The organism is Pseudomonas sp. TNT3, assembly GCF_010095445.2.
Classification (GTDB): Bacteria; Pseudomonadota; Gammaproteobacteria; order Pseudomonadales; family Pseudomonadaceae; genus Aquipseudomonas.
The window spans coordinates 22,777-38,250 of the sequence record NZ_WFGV02000042.1 but is presented as its reverse complement, the minus strand read 5'-3'; the positions used below and the strand labels follow the sequence as shown (position 1 = coordinate 38,250).

At 53.0% G+C, this 15,474-nt stretch carries 15 protein-coding genes; 8 read left to right on the top strand and 7 right to left on the bottom strand.

Annotated features, from left to right (window positions below):
- The first annotated feature begins 12 nt into the window (after window positions 1-12).
- The 4 genes from GBC55_RS21870 to GBC55_RS21855 all read left to right on the top strand — a co-directional run bounded on the left by GBC55_RS21870 (window position 13) and on the right by GBC55_RS21855 (window position 6,743).
- Window positions 13-2,832, top strand: coding sequence for a Z1 domain-containing protein (locus tag GBC55_RS21870; RefSeq protein ID WP_162439613.1), 2,820 nt, complete (start codon window positions 13-15; stop codon window positions 2,830-2,832).
- On the top strand, window positions 2,832-3,845 hold the full coding sequence (locus GBC55_RS21865; RefSeq protein WP_162439612.1) for a PD-(D/E)XK motif protein: 1,014 nt from the start codon (window positions 2,832-2,834) through the stop codon (window positions 3,843-3,845). Before GBC55_RS21870 ends, GBC55_RS21865 begins: the two co-directional genes overlap by 1 nt.
- On the top strand, window positions 3,845-5,653 hold the full coding sequence (locus GBC55_RS21860) for an AIPR family protein (RefSeq protein WP_162439611.1): 1,809 nt from the start codon (window positions 3,845-3,847) through the stop codon (window positions 5,651-5,653). Before GBC55_RS21865 ends, GBC55_RS21860 begins: the two co-directional genes overlap by 1 nt.
- Before the next feature lie 412 nt (window positions 5,654-6,065).
- Window positions 6,066-6,743 carry an inovirus-type Gp2 protein gene (locus tag GBC55_RS21855; protein ID WP_162439610.1) on the top strand — a complete coding sequence of 226 codons (678 nt, stop codon included), beginning with the start codon at window positions 6,066-6,068 and terminating at the stop codon, window positions 6,741-6,743.
- 161 nt (window positions 6,744-6,904) lie between these two features.
- On the opposite strand, the gene GBC55_RS21850 is transcribed toward GBC55_RS21855, so the two are convergent.
- Window positions 6,905-7,693 (bottom strand): hypothetical protein, encoded by a 789-nt coding sequence (locus GBC55_RS21850; RefSeq protein WP_162439609.1) that lies wholly within the window; start codon window positions 7,691-7,693, stop codon window positions 6,905-6,907.
- A gap of 132 nt (window positions 7,694-7,825) precedes the next feature.
- On the bottom strand, window positions 7,826-8,179 hold the full coding sequence (locus tag GBC55_RS21845) for a hypothetical protein (RefSeq protein WP_162439608.1): 354 nt from the start codon (window positions 8,177-8,179) through the stop codon (window positions 7,826-7,828).
- A gap of 137 nt (window positions 8,180-8,316) precedes the next feature.
- On the opposite strand from GBC55_RS21845, the gene GBC55_RS21840 reads away from it, so the two are divergent.
- Window positions 8,317-8,664, top strand: a complete 348-nt coding sequence (locus tag GBC55_RS21840; protein ID WP_162439607.1) for a helix-turn-helix transcriptional regulator — start codon at window positions 8,317-8,319, stop codon at window positions 8,662-8,664.
- 373 nt (window positions 8,665-9,037) lie between these two features.
- On the opposite strand, the gene GBC55_RS21835 is transcribed toward GBC55_RS21840, so the two are convergent.
- The 5 genes from GBC55_RS21835 to GBC55_RS21815 all read right to left on the bottom strand — a co-directional run bounded on the left by GBC55_RS21835 (window position 9,038) and on the right by GBC55_RS21815 (window position 12,738).
- Entirely contained in the window at window positions 9,038-9,244 is a 207-nt protein-coding gene (locus GBC55_RS21835) for a hypothetical protein (protein ID WP_162439606.1), read from the bottom strand.
- 42 nt (window positions 9,245-9,286) lie between these two features.
- A complete protein-coding gene (locus GBC55_RS21830) occupies window positions 9,287-10,183 on the bottom strand; it encodes a hydrolase or metal-binding protein (RefSeq protein WP_162439624.1) in 897 nt (298 codons plus the stop codon).
- A gap of 87 nt (window positions 10,184-10,270) precedes the next feature.
- Complete coding sequence (locus tag GBC55_RS21825; RefSeq protein ID WP_162439623.1) at window positions 10,271-11,275, bottom strand: lambda-exonuclease family protein; 1,005 nt, start codon at window positions 11,273-11,275, stop codon at window positions 10,271-10,273.
- Window positions 11,276-11,348: 73 nt separating this feature from the next.
- Window positions 11,349-12,317 (bottom strand): DUF932 domain-containing protein, encoded by a 969-nt coding sequence (locus GBC55_RS21820; protein WP_162439605.1) that lies wholly within the window; start codon window positions 12,315-12,317, stop codon window positions 11,349-11,351.
- Between the two features lie 91 nt (window positions 12,318-12,408).
- Window positions 12,409-12,738: a hypothetical protein gene (locus GBC55_RS21815; protein ID WP_162439604.1), complete on the bottom strand. Its 330-nt coding sequence runs from the start codon at window positions 12,736-12,738 to the stop codon at window positions 12,409-12,411.
- Window positions 12,739-13,022: 284 nt separating this feature from the next.
- Between GBC55_RS21815 and GBC55_RS21810 the strand changes: the two genes are divergently transcribed.
- Genes GBC55_RS21810 through GBC55_RS21800 form a run of 3 tightly spaced genes read left to right on the top strand, consistent with a single transcriptional unit; the run spans window position 13,023 to window position 15,448 of the window.
- A complete protein-coding gene (locus tag GBC55_RS21810; RefSeq protein WP_162439603.1) occupies window positions 13,023-13,247 on the top strand; it encodes an AlpA family phage regulatory protein in 225 nt (74 codons plus the stop codon).
- Window positions 13,247-14,713 carry a YfjI family protein gene (locus GBC55_RS21805; RefSeq protein WP_162439602.1) on the top strand — a complete coding sequence of 489 codons (1,467 nt, stop codon included), beginning with the start codon at window positions 13,247-13,249 and terminating at the stop codon, window positions 14,711-14,713. The genes GBC55_RS21810 and GBC55_RS21805 overlap by 1 nt, the downstream gene beginning before the upstream one ends.
- Before the next feature lie 15 nt (window positions 14,714-14,728).
- The gene (locus GBC55_RS21800; protein ID WP_162439601.1) at window positions 14,729-15,448 is read left to right on the top strand and encodes a hypothetical protein; all 720 of its coding nucleotides are present in this window, start codon (window positions 14,729-14,731) and stop codon (window positions 15,446-15,448) included.
- The last annotated feature ends 26 nt before the right edge of the window (window positions 15,449-15,474 follow it).

Below are 15,474 nucleotides of genomic sequence, written 5' to 3'. Positions count from 1 at the left end.
GAGCTGCGACGAATGTCCGAAGACAACAAATGGAGTGTGGTTAAGTTTGTCCAAGAGATGATTGTGGACGAGCAGGGCAAGTTGGCGATTACCCCTGCACTCATTTCGCAAAAAATCGACATGGTGCTTAAGATCATGCCGAACAAGGCCGAGGGGTTGGATCGCGAGGCCGTCACTGATGAGCTCATAAGAAGGTTCAGTATCTGGGTTGGCAAGGACTCCTCTCTTGTCGACATGGCCGGGCATGTCCCCTGGCTGACCAGCGAGGTCAAGAAGGAGTGGCGTTACTGGCGCCGGTACAGAGAGTGGCAGGAAAAGAAGCTGCCATGGAGTGCTGTGGAAGCACTCGATGAAACCACCGACAATGTTCTTTCTATGCTGGAGGATCCTGGGCGTGAAGGCCCCTGGGATCGTCGAGGCATGGTTGTCGGCCACGTGCAGTCCGGCAAGACCGGGAACTATACGGGGCTTATCTGCAAGGCGGCGGATGCTGGATACAAAATCATAATCGTGCTGGCAGGGCTTCACAACAACCTGCGCTCCCAGACTCAGATGCGACTGGATGAGGGGTTTCTTGGCTATGAAACCAGCCCCATAGAGGGAGAGGGAAACGTAGCCATCGGAGTTGGAAAAATCGACCCCTCTCCTGCGTTGCGTCCCCAGTACGTTACCAACAGGACCGAGACTGGGGACTTCAACACCAAGTTTGTGAGAAATCTTGGTGTCTCGCCGGAACAGAAACCGTGGCTGTTCGTCGTCAAGAAGAACAAGACGGTTCTGCAGCGTCTGCTGAAATGGATTCACAAGCATGTTGCAGAAACGACGGATCCGGAAACCGGTCGCCCACTGGTAACCCATCTCCCTCTGCTGATCGTTGATGACGAAGCGGATCATGCATCGGTGGATACCGGTGAGAAGGTTGTAGACGAAAACGGACAGCCTGATCTCGAACATGAACCCACGGCTATTAACAGCCTGATTCGCCAGATACTGCACTCCTTCTCGAGAAAGGCCTATATCGGTTATACGGCCACTCCGTTTGCAAACATCTATATCCACGAGCAGGGAGAGACGGTAAAGGAAGGGCCCGATCTGTTCCCGGCAGCATTCATCACCAATCTGTCCGCGCCATCCAGCTATATCGGCCCGTCAAGGGTGTTCGGACTGGCGGGGGAGAATGGACGCATCGGCACTCTCGATCTGGTTCGTCCAGTCACGGATCACTGCTCCACTGACGGAAAGGGCGGCTGGATGCCTGTCGGCCACAAAAGCAGTTATGTGCCTTCCGACGTCATGCCTCCTTCGCTGGTCGAGGCAATACAGGCATTCGTACTGGCATGCACCATTCGTCAACTGCGGGGGCAGGGGGGCGAACACAGCTCGATGCTAGTACACGTCACGCGATTCAACCTGGTTCAGCAGCATGTACACGGGCAAGTTCGCAGTTACATCATGCAGTTGAAGCAGCGGCTCAGGAGGCGCATCGACCATGAAGGCGTTCTGGCTGAACTCTGCAGTCTGTGGGACAGAGACATCCGGACGACAAGCCACGAAATTGAAAAGCAGGAGGGAGAGGGCTCTCGGTGCAAAGCTGACGATTGGCTCGAGATAGAGCGAGCGTTACCTGATCTGCTTGAGCAGATCGATGTGCGCATGATCAATGGTACTGCAAAGGATGCGCTGGACTATGTAGACAGCGCCACTGGGCTGAAGGTCATTGCAATTGGAGGAGACAAGCTGGCCCGAGGACTTACGCTTGAAGGCCTGTGTGTTAGCTATTTTCTTCGGGCTTCCAAAATGTACGACACGTTGATGCAGATGGGACGGTGGTTCGGCTATCGGCCAGGTTACTTGGACTTATGTCGCCTCTACACCACGCCGGATCTGGTTGAATGGTTCGAGCACATTGCCGACGCAGCGGAAGAGTTGAGAGCCGAATTCGACTTCATGAGAGATAGCGGGCTGACACCACGTCAGTATGGCCTCAAGGTCGTCTCTCACCCGGTGTTGATGGTGACCTCACCCCTGAAAATGAGGACCGCCAAAACACTGTATCTGTCTTTCAGTGGGGACATTGTCGAGACGGTCAGCTTCTTCAAGGACGCCACCCAGCTCGAACAGAATATCGCGGCTTTCAACTCTCTTGTAAGTACCATGGGCAAGGGATCATCGATCTCTCCGCAGAGCCGAAACGGTCGGAGCGATAGTTGGAGCGGGGTTAGCTGGAATGGTATTCCGGCACAGCCCGTCGTCGACTTTCTGAGGGCGTATCAGACGCACCCGGACTCCCGAAAAGTGAGAAGTGACCTGCTTGCGAACTTCATTGAGGAGATGAGCCGGTCGGGAGAGCTTACCTCTTGGACAGTTGCCGTTATCGGGGGGGGGGTTGCCGGCACCGAGGATGTTGCAGGCTTTGCGGTAAAGCGAATGCAGCGAATAAACAGGTCTCAGGAGGCTGACCACAAGTACTCGATCGGTCGTCTGCTTTCTCCTAAGGATGAAGCCCTGGACCTTGATGAGTCGTCGTGGAATGCCGCTCTTGAGTGGACTCGGACGGACTGGAAGCCCGACCCCGGCCGTTCCAGAGGCAAGGAGTTGCCCGAGATGCCAAGCGGACCTTATATCAGACGTGTTCGTGGTCAGGGACGTGGTCAAGTAGCACCGCATCCCGAAAGAGGGCTTTTGCTTATGTACCTTCTTGACCCAGAGGACTCTAAAGTCTCGGGAGTTGATCTGCCTGTCGTCGCATTTGCAATCAGCTTTCCATCCAGCAATGCGGGTAAATCTGTGCCCTATGTCGTCACTAACCTCATGTGGGAGCAGCAACAGTAATGGCGGCAGTGAGTAGTTCCGAGTTGCTTGGTATCTGGCGGGCCCTCCCCGGCAACGCGTCGGCTCCGGGATGGCGGTCGATTGATCTGTTTCAGAGAGCAACAATCAGGATCAAGGCAGCTAGGCATGCGCCGGGCAATGAGGAGGCTGTTCTGGTCGGTTTTGCGAACTGCAGGATGGCGCCGACCTCACAGTTGCCTCAGGGGCAGGGATTTCGCATTGAAAGGGTCGGGCTGGGGGAGGCCGCAGGTGATTACCATTGGCTTGCAATCGTCCGTCAACCTGAAGGTAGCCTGGAGCTGTTTGCAGCTGTTGTCTCTGATGTATGCGGACTACTGGAGTCCGCCAATGGCTGTACCGAAGAACTTGTGTATCAGCGACTGCTTGGAAGAGTGCGCGGGTGGCAGGAATTTATGCGAAAAGGACGGGAAGGGCTGGGGCCCGAAGCCGAATTGGGGCTTGTGGGTGAGCTCTGTCTGCTGCGTAAACTGCTTGATGAAGGCGTGCTGCTTTTCTCGGCTGTACAAGGGTGGAAAGGGCCACTCGACGGGCTTCATGACTTTCAAATTGGTACGGGGGCGATAGAGGTCAAGTCCACAATGGCAACGGAAGGCTTTCCGGTGAGGATCGCCTCCCTGGATCAACTCGACGAATCCCAATGTCCCCCACTCTTCCTTGCAGCACTTCGCTTCGGATCGACGGACTCTGGAATGTCACTTCCCGAGTCTGTAGCGGATTTGCGCTGTCTGCTGGAGCCTGATCCCGCAGCGACCAGGCTTTTCGAGCAGGCACTTCATCAGGCGGGGTATCTGGACATGCAGGCAGAGAACTACAGTCGTCGCTTTTCGCTCAGCGAGTTAAGGGTGCATCTCGTTGATGGGGAGTTTCCGAGGCTGACTCCTTTCGGCATCCCAACAGCCATTCGCCGAGCGCAGTACGAGCTCGATCTTGCATTAATACTCGCCGATAACCATCCCTTGGCGGATGTGCTTGAGCAACTTGGAGTCGTTTGATGGAACTTGTGGATTTTCTGCGGGACACGCAGGCATCGATTCGAGAGGAAATTGTGAAGGATGTTGCACCGGGGGAAGCTCCTGTGCCTGCAGAGGCCCTATTTACTGAACATGTGATGACGCATATGGCCGATGAGGGAATAACCTTTGAGCCTACGGTCTGCCACTATGGTGCCAAGGTCGGATCTTACAAGGTCAAAATCAGTGGCTATTCTGTCTCGGACACTACCGACGAACAGGGGAATCCTGATCGACTGGATCTGTTCGTGAGTCTCTATAAGGGGCTTGAGGACATTGAAGACATCCCGGACCCTGAAATTGGCAGAGCGGCGAAGCAAGGTCTGCACTTTCTCAAATTTTGCGCCATGGGCAAGCTTTCAGAAGAGCTTGATGAAACCAACGAGGCTTATCCGCTTGTCACAGAAGTTGAACGTATATTCAAAACGCTGGATAGCATCCGGATTTTCGTAATTACCGATGGTCAGGTTAAGACAAGGAACTATGCGCCCCAAGATATCGAGGGCAAGCAGGTACGCCTTGAAGTCATGGACATTCACCGTCTGTTCAACCATTGGCAGCAGGGCCGGCCACGGGATGAGCTAGTGGTCAACTTTCAGGACCTTTGCGGTACGGCATTGCCGAGTGTATGGGTTCCCGGTGCTGGGGACGACGAATACGATTATGCCCTGACTGCAATACCAGGTGAGGCTCTGCGCTTTCTCTACGAGAAGTACGGGCCGCGCATTCTCGAAGCAAATGTGCGTTCGTTTCTGGGGGTTGGCAGCAGAGGTGTAAACAAGGGGATTCGGGACAGTTTGCGGAACAATCCGGACCGCTTCATGGCCTACAACAATGGCATCGTGGTTGTAGCCGATGCGGCCAAGCTGGATCGTGCCGCTGATGGTTCGACGGGTATTTTGTGGCTTCAGGGTATGCAAATCGTCAACGGCGGGCAGACGACAGCATCCATCTATTTCGCCAAGAAAAAAAATCCTGACATAGATCTGAGCAGCGTCCGAGTTCCTGCGAAGATCATTGTGCTTCGAAATGGTCAGGGAAATGACGAGGAACTGATTTCTAACATTTCTCGCTATGCCAATAGCCAGAACGTCGTAAAACAATCCGATCTTTCCGCAAACAAGCCATTTCATCGCGAGCTAGAAAAGCTTTCAATGCGCACATACTGCCCGGATGGTGTGGGACGCTGGTTCTATGAGCGATCCGCTGGTAGTTATAAGGTGATGCTAGAAAAAGAAGCGACAACGGTTGTTCAAAAGAAAAAGCTGCAGATAGCCATTCCACCCTATCGCAAGATCACCAAACCGGATCTGGCGAAGTTTCTGTTTACATGGGAGCAGAAACCACACGTGGTAGGGTTAGGCAGTCAGAAGAACTTTCAGGCCTTTATGGATGAGTTGGGAGAGCGGGAGAATACCGGAGAGGATGTGATTTCGGATCAGAAGGAGTTTAAGGACATGATTGCAAAGGCCATTCTGTTCAAGTCCGCTCAGAAGGTAATCAGACCTCTATTTCCTGCATTCCAGGGCAATATAACGGTTTACACTATCTCCGTTCTTGCACTCAAACTGGGACAAAACTTTGATTTTGATAGAGTCTGGCAGGAGCAGGGCATTTCACCCCAACTGCAAAGACAGCTGGCAACCTGGGCGTATGAGGTGAATGAAGCGCTTCATCGTGGTGCTGACGGGAAGATGATTTCCGAATGGGCCAAGAAGCTTGAGTGCTGGTGGCAGGTCAGAGATTTCAGGTATTCGGAAGCGGCGACTGATATCCCCGAAATATCCTGAATGACTCAATGCAAGTTTCGGGCGGAACTATTCCTCTGCCTCGTCACGGTCTTCGTAGGTATTGATGAGTTTCATGGAAACCTTAGGATCACAGCAGTGAGTGCGTGTAGTGGAGCCCTAGACTATAGATCAAAGAGACATTTCTTCGTCTATAGGGCCGGCTGGAAGAGTGATAATTTCCTAGGGTGAATTCGCTCATGAAAAAGGCAAAAGCGCCCGTATTTGTTCGGGCTTTTTTCCGGATGCTCTGTTAGAGCTGAAGAAGTGCTCCTCGGGTAATAGGTACTACGCTTCCATCTCTTTGATACGCATCGATACAACCAGTCTTCTGAGAATTGTCCAGAAAATACTCATGGTTAAAAATTAACTAACTTGCATTCCGTATGAGCCTAACCCAACAGGACATACTGTAATGAGCGTTTCATTTAAACCTAAACGTATTCCCGGCAACACGAACCTCCGTTACTGGCACGACGCTACCTATGATGGTTACCCCCTCATGGTGGATAGAGGTCCCTTTGTTGAGCAGTACTTGGAGAAGCTCTACCAAACTATGAAGTACGCGTTGAGTGATTATTCTCGTGTATTCGCTTTCAGATTTGACTTGAGGCTACCGCAGGGAAAGCCGTTACCTGCCGATGCAATGACCAATCAGATGATTCGGAATTTTAAGGCGTCGTTGGATGAGCAAATTGTCTGGGACCGTCAACGTGCTCGAAACCGTAATAGATCAGCTCATGACTCAAAAGTGAAGATTTTCTGGGTCAGAGAACTTGGCAGGGTGAACGGGCGACCTCACTACCATTGCATTGTATTTCTCAATCGTGATGCCTATCGTTCGATTGGAGGTATCGACTCTGAGTGTAACAACATGCACAACCGCATTGAGTTGGCTTGGGCTAGGGCTCTTCGGTTGCAGGTGGCTGATGTACGTGGCCTGGTTCATTTTCCTAGGGGGACTACGCACAATTTGACCCGTAGGGATTACGTGGGGATAGATGAGTTCTTTCGTCGGTCAAGCTACCTATGCAAGGCAGCAACCAAACACTATGGCGATGGTCAGCATGGCTGTGGAGGAAGTCGGTGCTGAGGACCAAACTGGTCAGCTCTTCCCAGCCAAAAATAGATACTGATGATCGAGCGCGTCTATCTGCACGGTCGGAATTGCTGGCTTGCTAAAAAATAAGGACGGGAACCAATAGGGGGCGTACACCCCCTATCACTCGCCTGTGCCAAGGAGGTTCAGGAACGTTACTGCAGTAGGTAGCCCATTGGCTGATCATCCTTGTCGAAGCAGAGGATGGTTTCGCAGTGGCCGCCTAGCTGGTCGGCATTTGATTCGCTGATGTCGGGCAACCATTTGCCCAGCTCAGCTAATGGCACCTTCTGGTTGTTGATGTAGCAATCGTCATCCATACGTGGGTTGCACCAGGCGGTTTTGACTTCCGGCCGTTTGGGTTGAGGCGAGGTGGCAGGTGACTTTACAGCCGATACTTGAGTACCTCCTTTTTGTGCTTGCCAAGCTGCGTAGCCACCCTCATAACGCTTGTCGAAAGTGGGAGCGAGTTGATTATCAGGGACGCCAATATCCAGGTAGAACTGGTACAGGATAGAACCGGCATCGGCGTACGACACTTGACGAGAGGTATCGACACGGTAGGCCACCGGCTTGCCGTCGGTGCTGGTGCCGATGCGATACCAGATCGATAGTGTGAACAAACCATCCTGCTTCCACTCACCCACCATCGCATTGCTTATCCGGCACTTGCCGCGCAGGCACTGGCCACTTACCTGATTGACATATTGCACATCATGTTGGCGCTGCGCGTCCCAAATGAGCACATTGCGGGTCATCTCCAACCACGTGCATTTCAGCATGGGCTGTCCATTGCTGGCTTTCTTGTAGATGCACGGGATAGCTTCGGGGAGGCCGCTGGTTGTGGTCTCGTCCGGAAAGGCGAGACTGGTCCACGTGTAGTCGACTGCGGCGCTGGCGTTGGCGCACAGAGCAAGCAGCAGGATGCTGAGTATCCGTTTCATGAGGTAACTCCAATTTGTCGTTCATTGTGAGAGCGAAATAGGTTCCGGTCGTTAAACGACCGGTGATGGAACAAGCGAACCCGCAGCGGAACGGACCAGCTTCGCTGTTGGTAACAGTGGGATTGAGCGGGGCTATTTTTTGTAGAGGACCCTGAGCCGCTTATTAACATAATCCTTGATAATTTCGTAGTCGGGGTTGTAGGTGATTAGCCCATGTCCCACGCTTGCGACGGCCCCGAGAGTTACCACAGCCAGTGTTGCAGGTGTGGTGAGTACGGTGAATACAGCACCGAGTGCGCCACCCTGTACCACAGCACTTTTCACGTCGCTTTTGACTCGACACTTCAACCCCTGGCTTTCAATCTTGGTTTCAACAAGTCTGATACCTGCCATGAAATTGCCCCTGAGGCCATTGATCTCAAAAGACGCTTTGCTTTTCACGAGCCCCTCGATCTGTGCTTCATTCAGGCCGATTACGACGATCATGGTTTTCTGAGCTCCCTGCAACGGTAGTGATTTGGAGAAAAAGTCGAATATCAACTTTTTGGGGTGAGTCTCGGTTTGAGAGGTCCTTCATGTCAATAGGTTGATCGCCAACTATCCAGGTTGAACTGGAGGGTGGCATGTCAAAAACCGAATCGAAGCAACTGGCGGAGCTGGTGGGCCAAGCAATTGCTCGCCAGCGTGTTCGTTGCAAGCTGAGTCAGGAGCAGGTCGCCGAGAGGCTTGGGATTGGCAGTGAGGCGGTGTCGCGTATCGAGCGCGGGATCGTGATGCCCAACGTCGAGCGATTGGTGGAGTTAGCGGGCATTTTTGGTTGTGAGACAGCCGACTTGCTGACCGAGGGAAGTTCACGACCGGAAGATCAGGCGCGCCGGCTTTACGATCTGCTGTCGACGTTGGACATGAGCGACCGTACGCTCGTCATGGGCATGGTGGAAGGGCTCGTTGAGCGCCTCGGTCGTGGCTGAGTAGCTGTTTCACGGCGCCGGAGGCACTGGCTCCGCTGCCTCTTCGTCGAATAGCGCGCCGCAACGCAGGCATAAGCAATCGAACCCCGAGAATTGATACTTTCCGACATCGTCAGCAACTCGCAGCGCTGATGGGTAGGCTGGAGCTATAGCGGCCAGCCCATTCAGCAGTGAGCCATAACCGGGACGACCCTGCGGGCTCTCTTGCGTGTTTTGAGCTCCCCGTACTGCTCCATCGGCCAGGCCGAGCAGCAAGGCAATGCCCCTTGCGGCCTCCAGGGTGAGGACGGCTTTGGAGTCGCAGATCAAACACTGTCTGATCATCGTTCATTCTCCTAATGGGTGAGTGTGGCTATGCGCTGTTTGGCCACCGTTACGTGGCAGTGTTTTTGCTGGGATTGATCTGGATCGATGCGCTCAATATCTTGAGCAGGCGATTCAGAATCCAGCACGCCAGCAGCACGGCGACCAGCAGTGGCGGGAAGCGCAACATCAAAACAATGCTTAAGACCAACGTACCGGCTGCCGACAGCGCGCCAATGAACGCAAACAGGCAAAGCAGAAATCGTAGTAGGGCCATTTCGGGTCTCCGAAGTCTTCCTGAAGTCAGGCAGGTATCAGGTCAATGGGTTTGCGTGGCGAGCGCTTCGAGCTTGTCGGCCAGAGCGTTGGAGTTGGTTTGTAGTGCTTTGCATCGTTCCGTGGTGGCAGTTGCATCCGGGCTCGAAAAGAACTCTTCAATCACAGCACCGCGGTCTTCCTCGCTGTCCTCAAACGCGCCGTTGCTAAAGCCTCGTCGTGCCGCCTCATCCAGCGCTACCTGATCAAATCCCGCTGATTGCCGTTGGGTCTCAAGTTCGTTGGCTGACTGCAGCATCTCTGCGATGTCCATTCCGCCGCGCACGGTCAGGTCGACGTAGAAAATTGGTGTGCCATGGCTCTGTCGTGTCGACTTGCCACGCAGACGCAACTCCAGCGGTAGGCAGGCCAACCGGTTGCCCGAGATGGCCTGGAAGTAATGCAGGCGAGCAGCCAGGGTACGGATGCTGTTGAAACCCGTAGTGCGGAACACGAAACTGCCCAGCGGATCGTCATCACCAATCAGCACGTTCAACCTGCCATAGGGCTTGCAGGCTCCGCCTTTGGCTAATGAACAAACATCCGGCGAGGGGCAGGGCAGTGATTGAATACCGTCCTGCGTGACACGTTTACAGGTCTCGCCATTGCCGACGCACAGTGGCCGTCCAGACTGTCGGTCGAATAGGGTGTAGTCGGCCCGGAAATTCAGCTCAGGCTCGTTGAACAAAAGGCGCACAGGAATACTGCGCAGCTTGTCTTCCTTGCTCTGGCGCAGTTCGTCGTTGAGTGGGTGTAGTAGCCAGCCATCCCTACTTTGCACCTGGGATGTAATGGTGAACTGATCATCTTTCTCCGGCAGGCGCTTGCCATTTCTCTCGACGATTTTGCCGATGGAGATGCGTCCGAGCACAGGGGGTGTCAGGGCTAATCCTTTCAACATGATGGTTCTCCTAAAAAGGAAAATGGCCAGCCACATAGCGCGAACTGCGTGGACCGGCCAAGGGGAGGGAGGTGTGAGATAACGGAGTCAGTTGATCAGGAAGCGTCGACTGCCTTCCTTGGTTTTGGTGTAGCGAACTTGTAGGTAGGGTTTCTCTTTCAATAGGCGCTGGACATCGAGTACGGCACTGTCCTTGGATTTCTTCCAGCTGATGTAACCGCTGGAAAACTCCGCTCGGGTGGCCTCGCCCATGGCCTGCAGCAGTATCTGCTTGAGCTGGGCCTCGCGCGTTTCCTTCTCGCCGATGGACTGGCGAACGGCCTTGAGTTCCAGGTAGGCCGCTGCTAAACCGGCGCGACTGCTGAAGTCGACGGTCTGGCCGTTGTCTTCTGGGTACAAGCAGCGCAAAGCTGCTTCAGCCGATGCGCTACCGTCGGCCGGTGGCGGGGTATCGGTTTCCACGTAGGTCCAGAACTTGCGCTCCAGTTCGATCAGGCGAGTAATCATCTGCTCGTCACGCTCGATGCGATGGATCTCCAGGTGCTGACCGCCCAGCAGTACCGCCACATCCGCGGCCTGCTTGCCAGTGACGGCGAGCTGGTGCATCACTTGAAGCTTCACGTACTCGGGGACGCCGTCCTTCCAAAGGCGTGCCCCATTTATGCCTGCGGTTTTGCATTCGAGGATCTGTACGTCGTCTGCGCCGATCACCTCGCGGTCGATGTTGGCGAGCATCCAGGGTAATTTTGGATTCGGATGCTGCAGCACGGCGTTGATCCGTCGCACCTTGTTTTTGGTGCGCTTGCTGTAGTGCCAAGCGACGATGGGTTCCAGCACATTGCCCCAATAGGCTGGGCTCTCCTCATCATGAGGATCTATTTTCGGTAACGTGGCATCGCGACCGGTCTTTTCAAGCCATAACTCCAACTGCGATTTGTACGGGTTGAGGCCAACCGCCGCGCCTGCGTCGGAGCTACCGATGCCTCGTTTACGTATGGCGAGCCAGTCCTCACGCGGCAGCTCTTTAGTGCTGACCAGGCGAAGGGCAGGGCGGGGCTTCGGGGTACTACTATTCAATGAGGTTGCTTTCATCGTGCTCACCTTGCAGGCATAAAAATGCCCGACCAGCACAAGGCTGACCGGGCGTGGCGATTGACGAGAAGAGTTACGCTGCGAGACGCAGGGCTGCATCCAGGGCGCGTTGCTTGATCTGCGCACCTTGACCAAACCACGCCGAGTCCATGCGGTACTCATTGCTACGTGCACGGCGCTCATGATCGACGTACTCCGTCACCGCATTGAGCAAGCCCCAGGCGGTGCCGCGTGCCGATTCGAGCTCGCTACCCCGACCACGGCCTTCATACAGCTCTTGCACCTTGCGCAGGGCACGTTCGTTGGGTAGTTGCTCCGGTAGTTGATTGCTCGGATTTACCTCACATAACACCGACATGAAATATCCAAGAGCCTCATGCCACTGGACCTTGCGTTCAGCGAGATGGCGCATGCGGTACATGAACTCGTCCCAACCGGAGACGGCTATGCCGAGTTGCTTTTTCACTGCCTTCGGATCGAAGCGAGTGTTATGCGGCACCTTGATGGCGCGACTTGTGCCGTCCAGGGCTATGGTCAGGGTGTTGTTGCATACCACGCGCACGGTAGTGGGTGTTGCGGTGGTTGCCAGGGTGCCGTCGCAGGACGTGGCCAGCAGCAGATAGCCGTTGACCTGGTCATTGCCCTTCAGGGCAGCGTCTTGTCCGGTACGTGCCAACGCCCAGAATTTGCGACCGCCCTTGAGTACCCCCGCAGTCTCCAGCTCGTATCCGGAGACCTCTGTAAGATCACGGTAGAACTCCATCACCTCACGCGGCTGCACGGTGTGATAGCGCTGTGAGACCACCGACAGTGGTGCTTTGGTGTCGGAGCGGTACAGCACCTTTTGTTCCGGGAATGAATGGATGGAGCCTAGGTGACCGGCCAGCTCTGCTTTGAAGTGCACCGGGCTTTCTTGGATCGCCCAGTCCATGCCGGCTTCGCGTTGCCAAACTTCGATGGGTTGCTTCTGAGTAAGCTGATTGCCCAGGCCATGCCAGGGAGTTTCGCCAGCGTAGGCCATAGTTTCGATGAGATGAGCCATGGTTGTAATTCCTTTAGATGCAGCCGGCATAAAGCGCCACGCAGAGCGCGGCACCGTCCGGACGTAATAAATAGAAGGGAAGTTGACTTGGTTAGGTCGGGAGGTTGAAGCGGTGGCCACATAGCAAGCAGAGGTTGTGGGCCAGGACGTGGCGATCGAGCGACTCACCCAGTTGGGCGCCGAGCGCACAGCCGCCGACCCCGCCGGCCAACCCGCCGAGGATGGCACCCGACACTGAGCCGAGGGTTATGCCAACAGGTCCGGCGATAGCGCCGATGAGCGCACCCGCCTGACCACCGGCAAGAGCTGCGCTAACGCCACGGGCGGCCCCGCCCACGGTGCCGATGGCCGCGCCGACTTTCATGGCGTGATGGAGAGAAGCGACTTTGGGGGAGTGACATCGAGGGCACTGCAATGACATGGGGCAAACCTCCTTGATGATGTAGTCAGGGAGGTTATGTGTGGCCGAAAAAATAACGAATGGAATTTTCACGCAGGGTGGATGCCGCTTCGGCCGCTACTTTTGCTACAGCGGTAGCAGCTTTAGCAGGTAGCGGAGGGCTGTTGGTTAGAAAAAATGTCGTGAGTCGTCATTCTCGAAATTCCAGTCGTGTCAAGGCAATCGCTTAAAATAATGTCTGTTTAGTGGTTTGGCTGTTTCTATTTCACCTGCCAGATACAGTTGAGGCGTCAAAGGGAGGTCTTATGCAAATAGATAGTTTTGAGGATGAACTTCGAGTAATCCGCATTAATCGGCTTCAGGTCATGCTGGGGCTCAGTAGGTCGACTATATATGAGCGAATTAAACCAGGTTCAAAGTGGTTTGATTCGGATTTTCCTAAGCCGTTCAAGATCGGAAGCCTCGCAGTCGGATGGGATCTGCTGGAGATAAGAGCATTTATTGAACTGAAAAAACAGGATGGACGCTGATGCATGGTGAGAGGCCGGCGCGGCAGCCGTCATGGAATAGGACTCCACCGGGACCAAAGGAGGCATCAAGTAGACATATTGCACCGGATACTGTTCCGGATTTACCGTTCGAAGTTTTTTCTGAAGCAGTTGATGAGGTGCAGAGAAACATAAAATCCCCAAGGGAACTGGCTGTTTGCTCTGCGTTGGCGATGATGTCATTAGCTTGTCAGGGTCTATATGACGTTAGGTCCCCTCTAGGTTATGTTTGCCCGTTGTCGCTTGCTATCATGGCGATTGCCGGCTCTGGGAGTGGGAAGTCACCGACGCTTCGTGCGTTGTCCGAAAGTGTATTTAAATATCAAGAATCGATCCTTGTGGAGCGTGGTCTTGAGTTAATTAAGTATAAATCTTTGCATGCTGTTTGGGTCGAGATTTTAAAAGTACATAAATCTAAATTGAGAAGGTGCGTTAAACGAGGTGAAGACACGGAAGAAGTTGCTAGGGTGATCTTTGAGCATCAAGATAAAGAGCCAAGTCCACCATTGAGCTTGTTGTTTCTCAATGATGATGTGACAGTCCAGGCTTTGTTTCAAACTATGAATGGAGGATTGTCGTCGGCAGGATGGATTTCCAGCGAGGCGTCAGGGATTCTGAAAGGAGGAGCGTTTCAACATTTCGATAAAATCAATGCAGTCTGGAGTGGGGATGGTGTGCGGGTGGGGCGTGTTTCAAGTGAGTCCTATCAGGTGCTCGATGCAAGACTTGTCCTTTGCTTAATGATCCAGCCAAGTGTTTTTGAGTCATTCAACGAGATTAAGGGAGATGCTGCAAGAGGTACGGGTCTTACTTCTCGGTTTTTATTTTGCCGGCCTAAGTCCACTCAAGGCTCTAGAATTACAGATGGATTTGAGGAGCGATGGGATGCTTGTGAGAGGTTTGGAGATAAGGCAGTTGCTCTTCTGAAAGAGTATGTTGATGGTCGTCGCCTTGGCAAGTGTACTCGAAAAGTGATTCGATTGTCGGAGCGCGCTAGTTGGATCTGGAACAATACGCGAAATCAGATAGAAAAAGAAATTTCGGAAGATGGGATTTATGGGTGGGCGCCAGATCATGCATCAAAGCTTGCAGAAAACATGATTAGATTGGCTGCTATATTTCACATATTTGAGGGGCGCGAGGGGGATATTTCCGAGACGACGATGCGGGCGTCAATTGAGCTCGGTTATTGGTTTTCGCGTCAGTTTAATAAAGTATTCAGTCCTGATACCATGTTGGAAAATGATGCAAGTGAGCTCCACGCTTGGATTAGATCAAATTATGATAAAAAAGGTGAAAGGCGATTTGATAAAACCTATATTAGGCGTCATTGTCCAAATAGACTTAGAGATTCAGAGAGGTTGGAGGATATATATGAAAAACTTGCCTGTGATGGGTTGATTCGCCTTGTGCAGGAAGGTAAAAAAGGAGTTGTGATTCTTAATTGAAATGGCTGGGGTTTTATGGGTGCATACAATTCAGTTGCGGAAGTCGAAAGTGTAGATGGTTATAATGCACTGTTAAAGCTGCAAGCGATGTTGCGGTTGTCGTTTAGAAAATATTGGCCAAAGGAATCGTTCAGTCTTTATAGAAAACATGTTTCTCGATTTGTGGAAAAGCAGGGAGTTGTTTCTGAGAGGGATATTTTGAGATGCTGGCTAAGGGAGGATGATGCTCGTGGTACGGTAGAGTTGAAAGAGAGATTTTTCTATGCAGTTCTTTATCATGAAGCGGCAGTATCGAGGCTTGCGGAGGGGCGTGCTGAAGCCTCGGCAGTGCTGGCTATGAGATCTGCACTAGAAGTTGGCAGGTTCGATGGGATGCGGAATTTTATGTCCGTAGTGAATTTGGCTTATAATGGAAGGGTTTTGGGGGCTAAGGTTGGAAAAAAGATAAGAGAAGACATTTATGAAATGTTGGCTGAGTTGTTAGCGCCTAGTCCGGCCAAACCATGGCGTAGTTATGCTGAAGCCGCTAATACGCTTTCGAATGCGCTTTCAGAATATGTGGATGGAACTTGGATTTCGTTGGATTTGGATATTTACGAATTTATTATTACAAGTGTAGAGAGAAAAGGTAAGGTTCGAGATAACTATTTTCGACATGCGTTAAAGGGGCGAGATATATCTTGTCCTAATTGCGCTGAAGTGTTTCGTGTTGAGCCCTCACTATCTGTAATGTAAAGATAGATTCTTGATGCCGGCTCTGA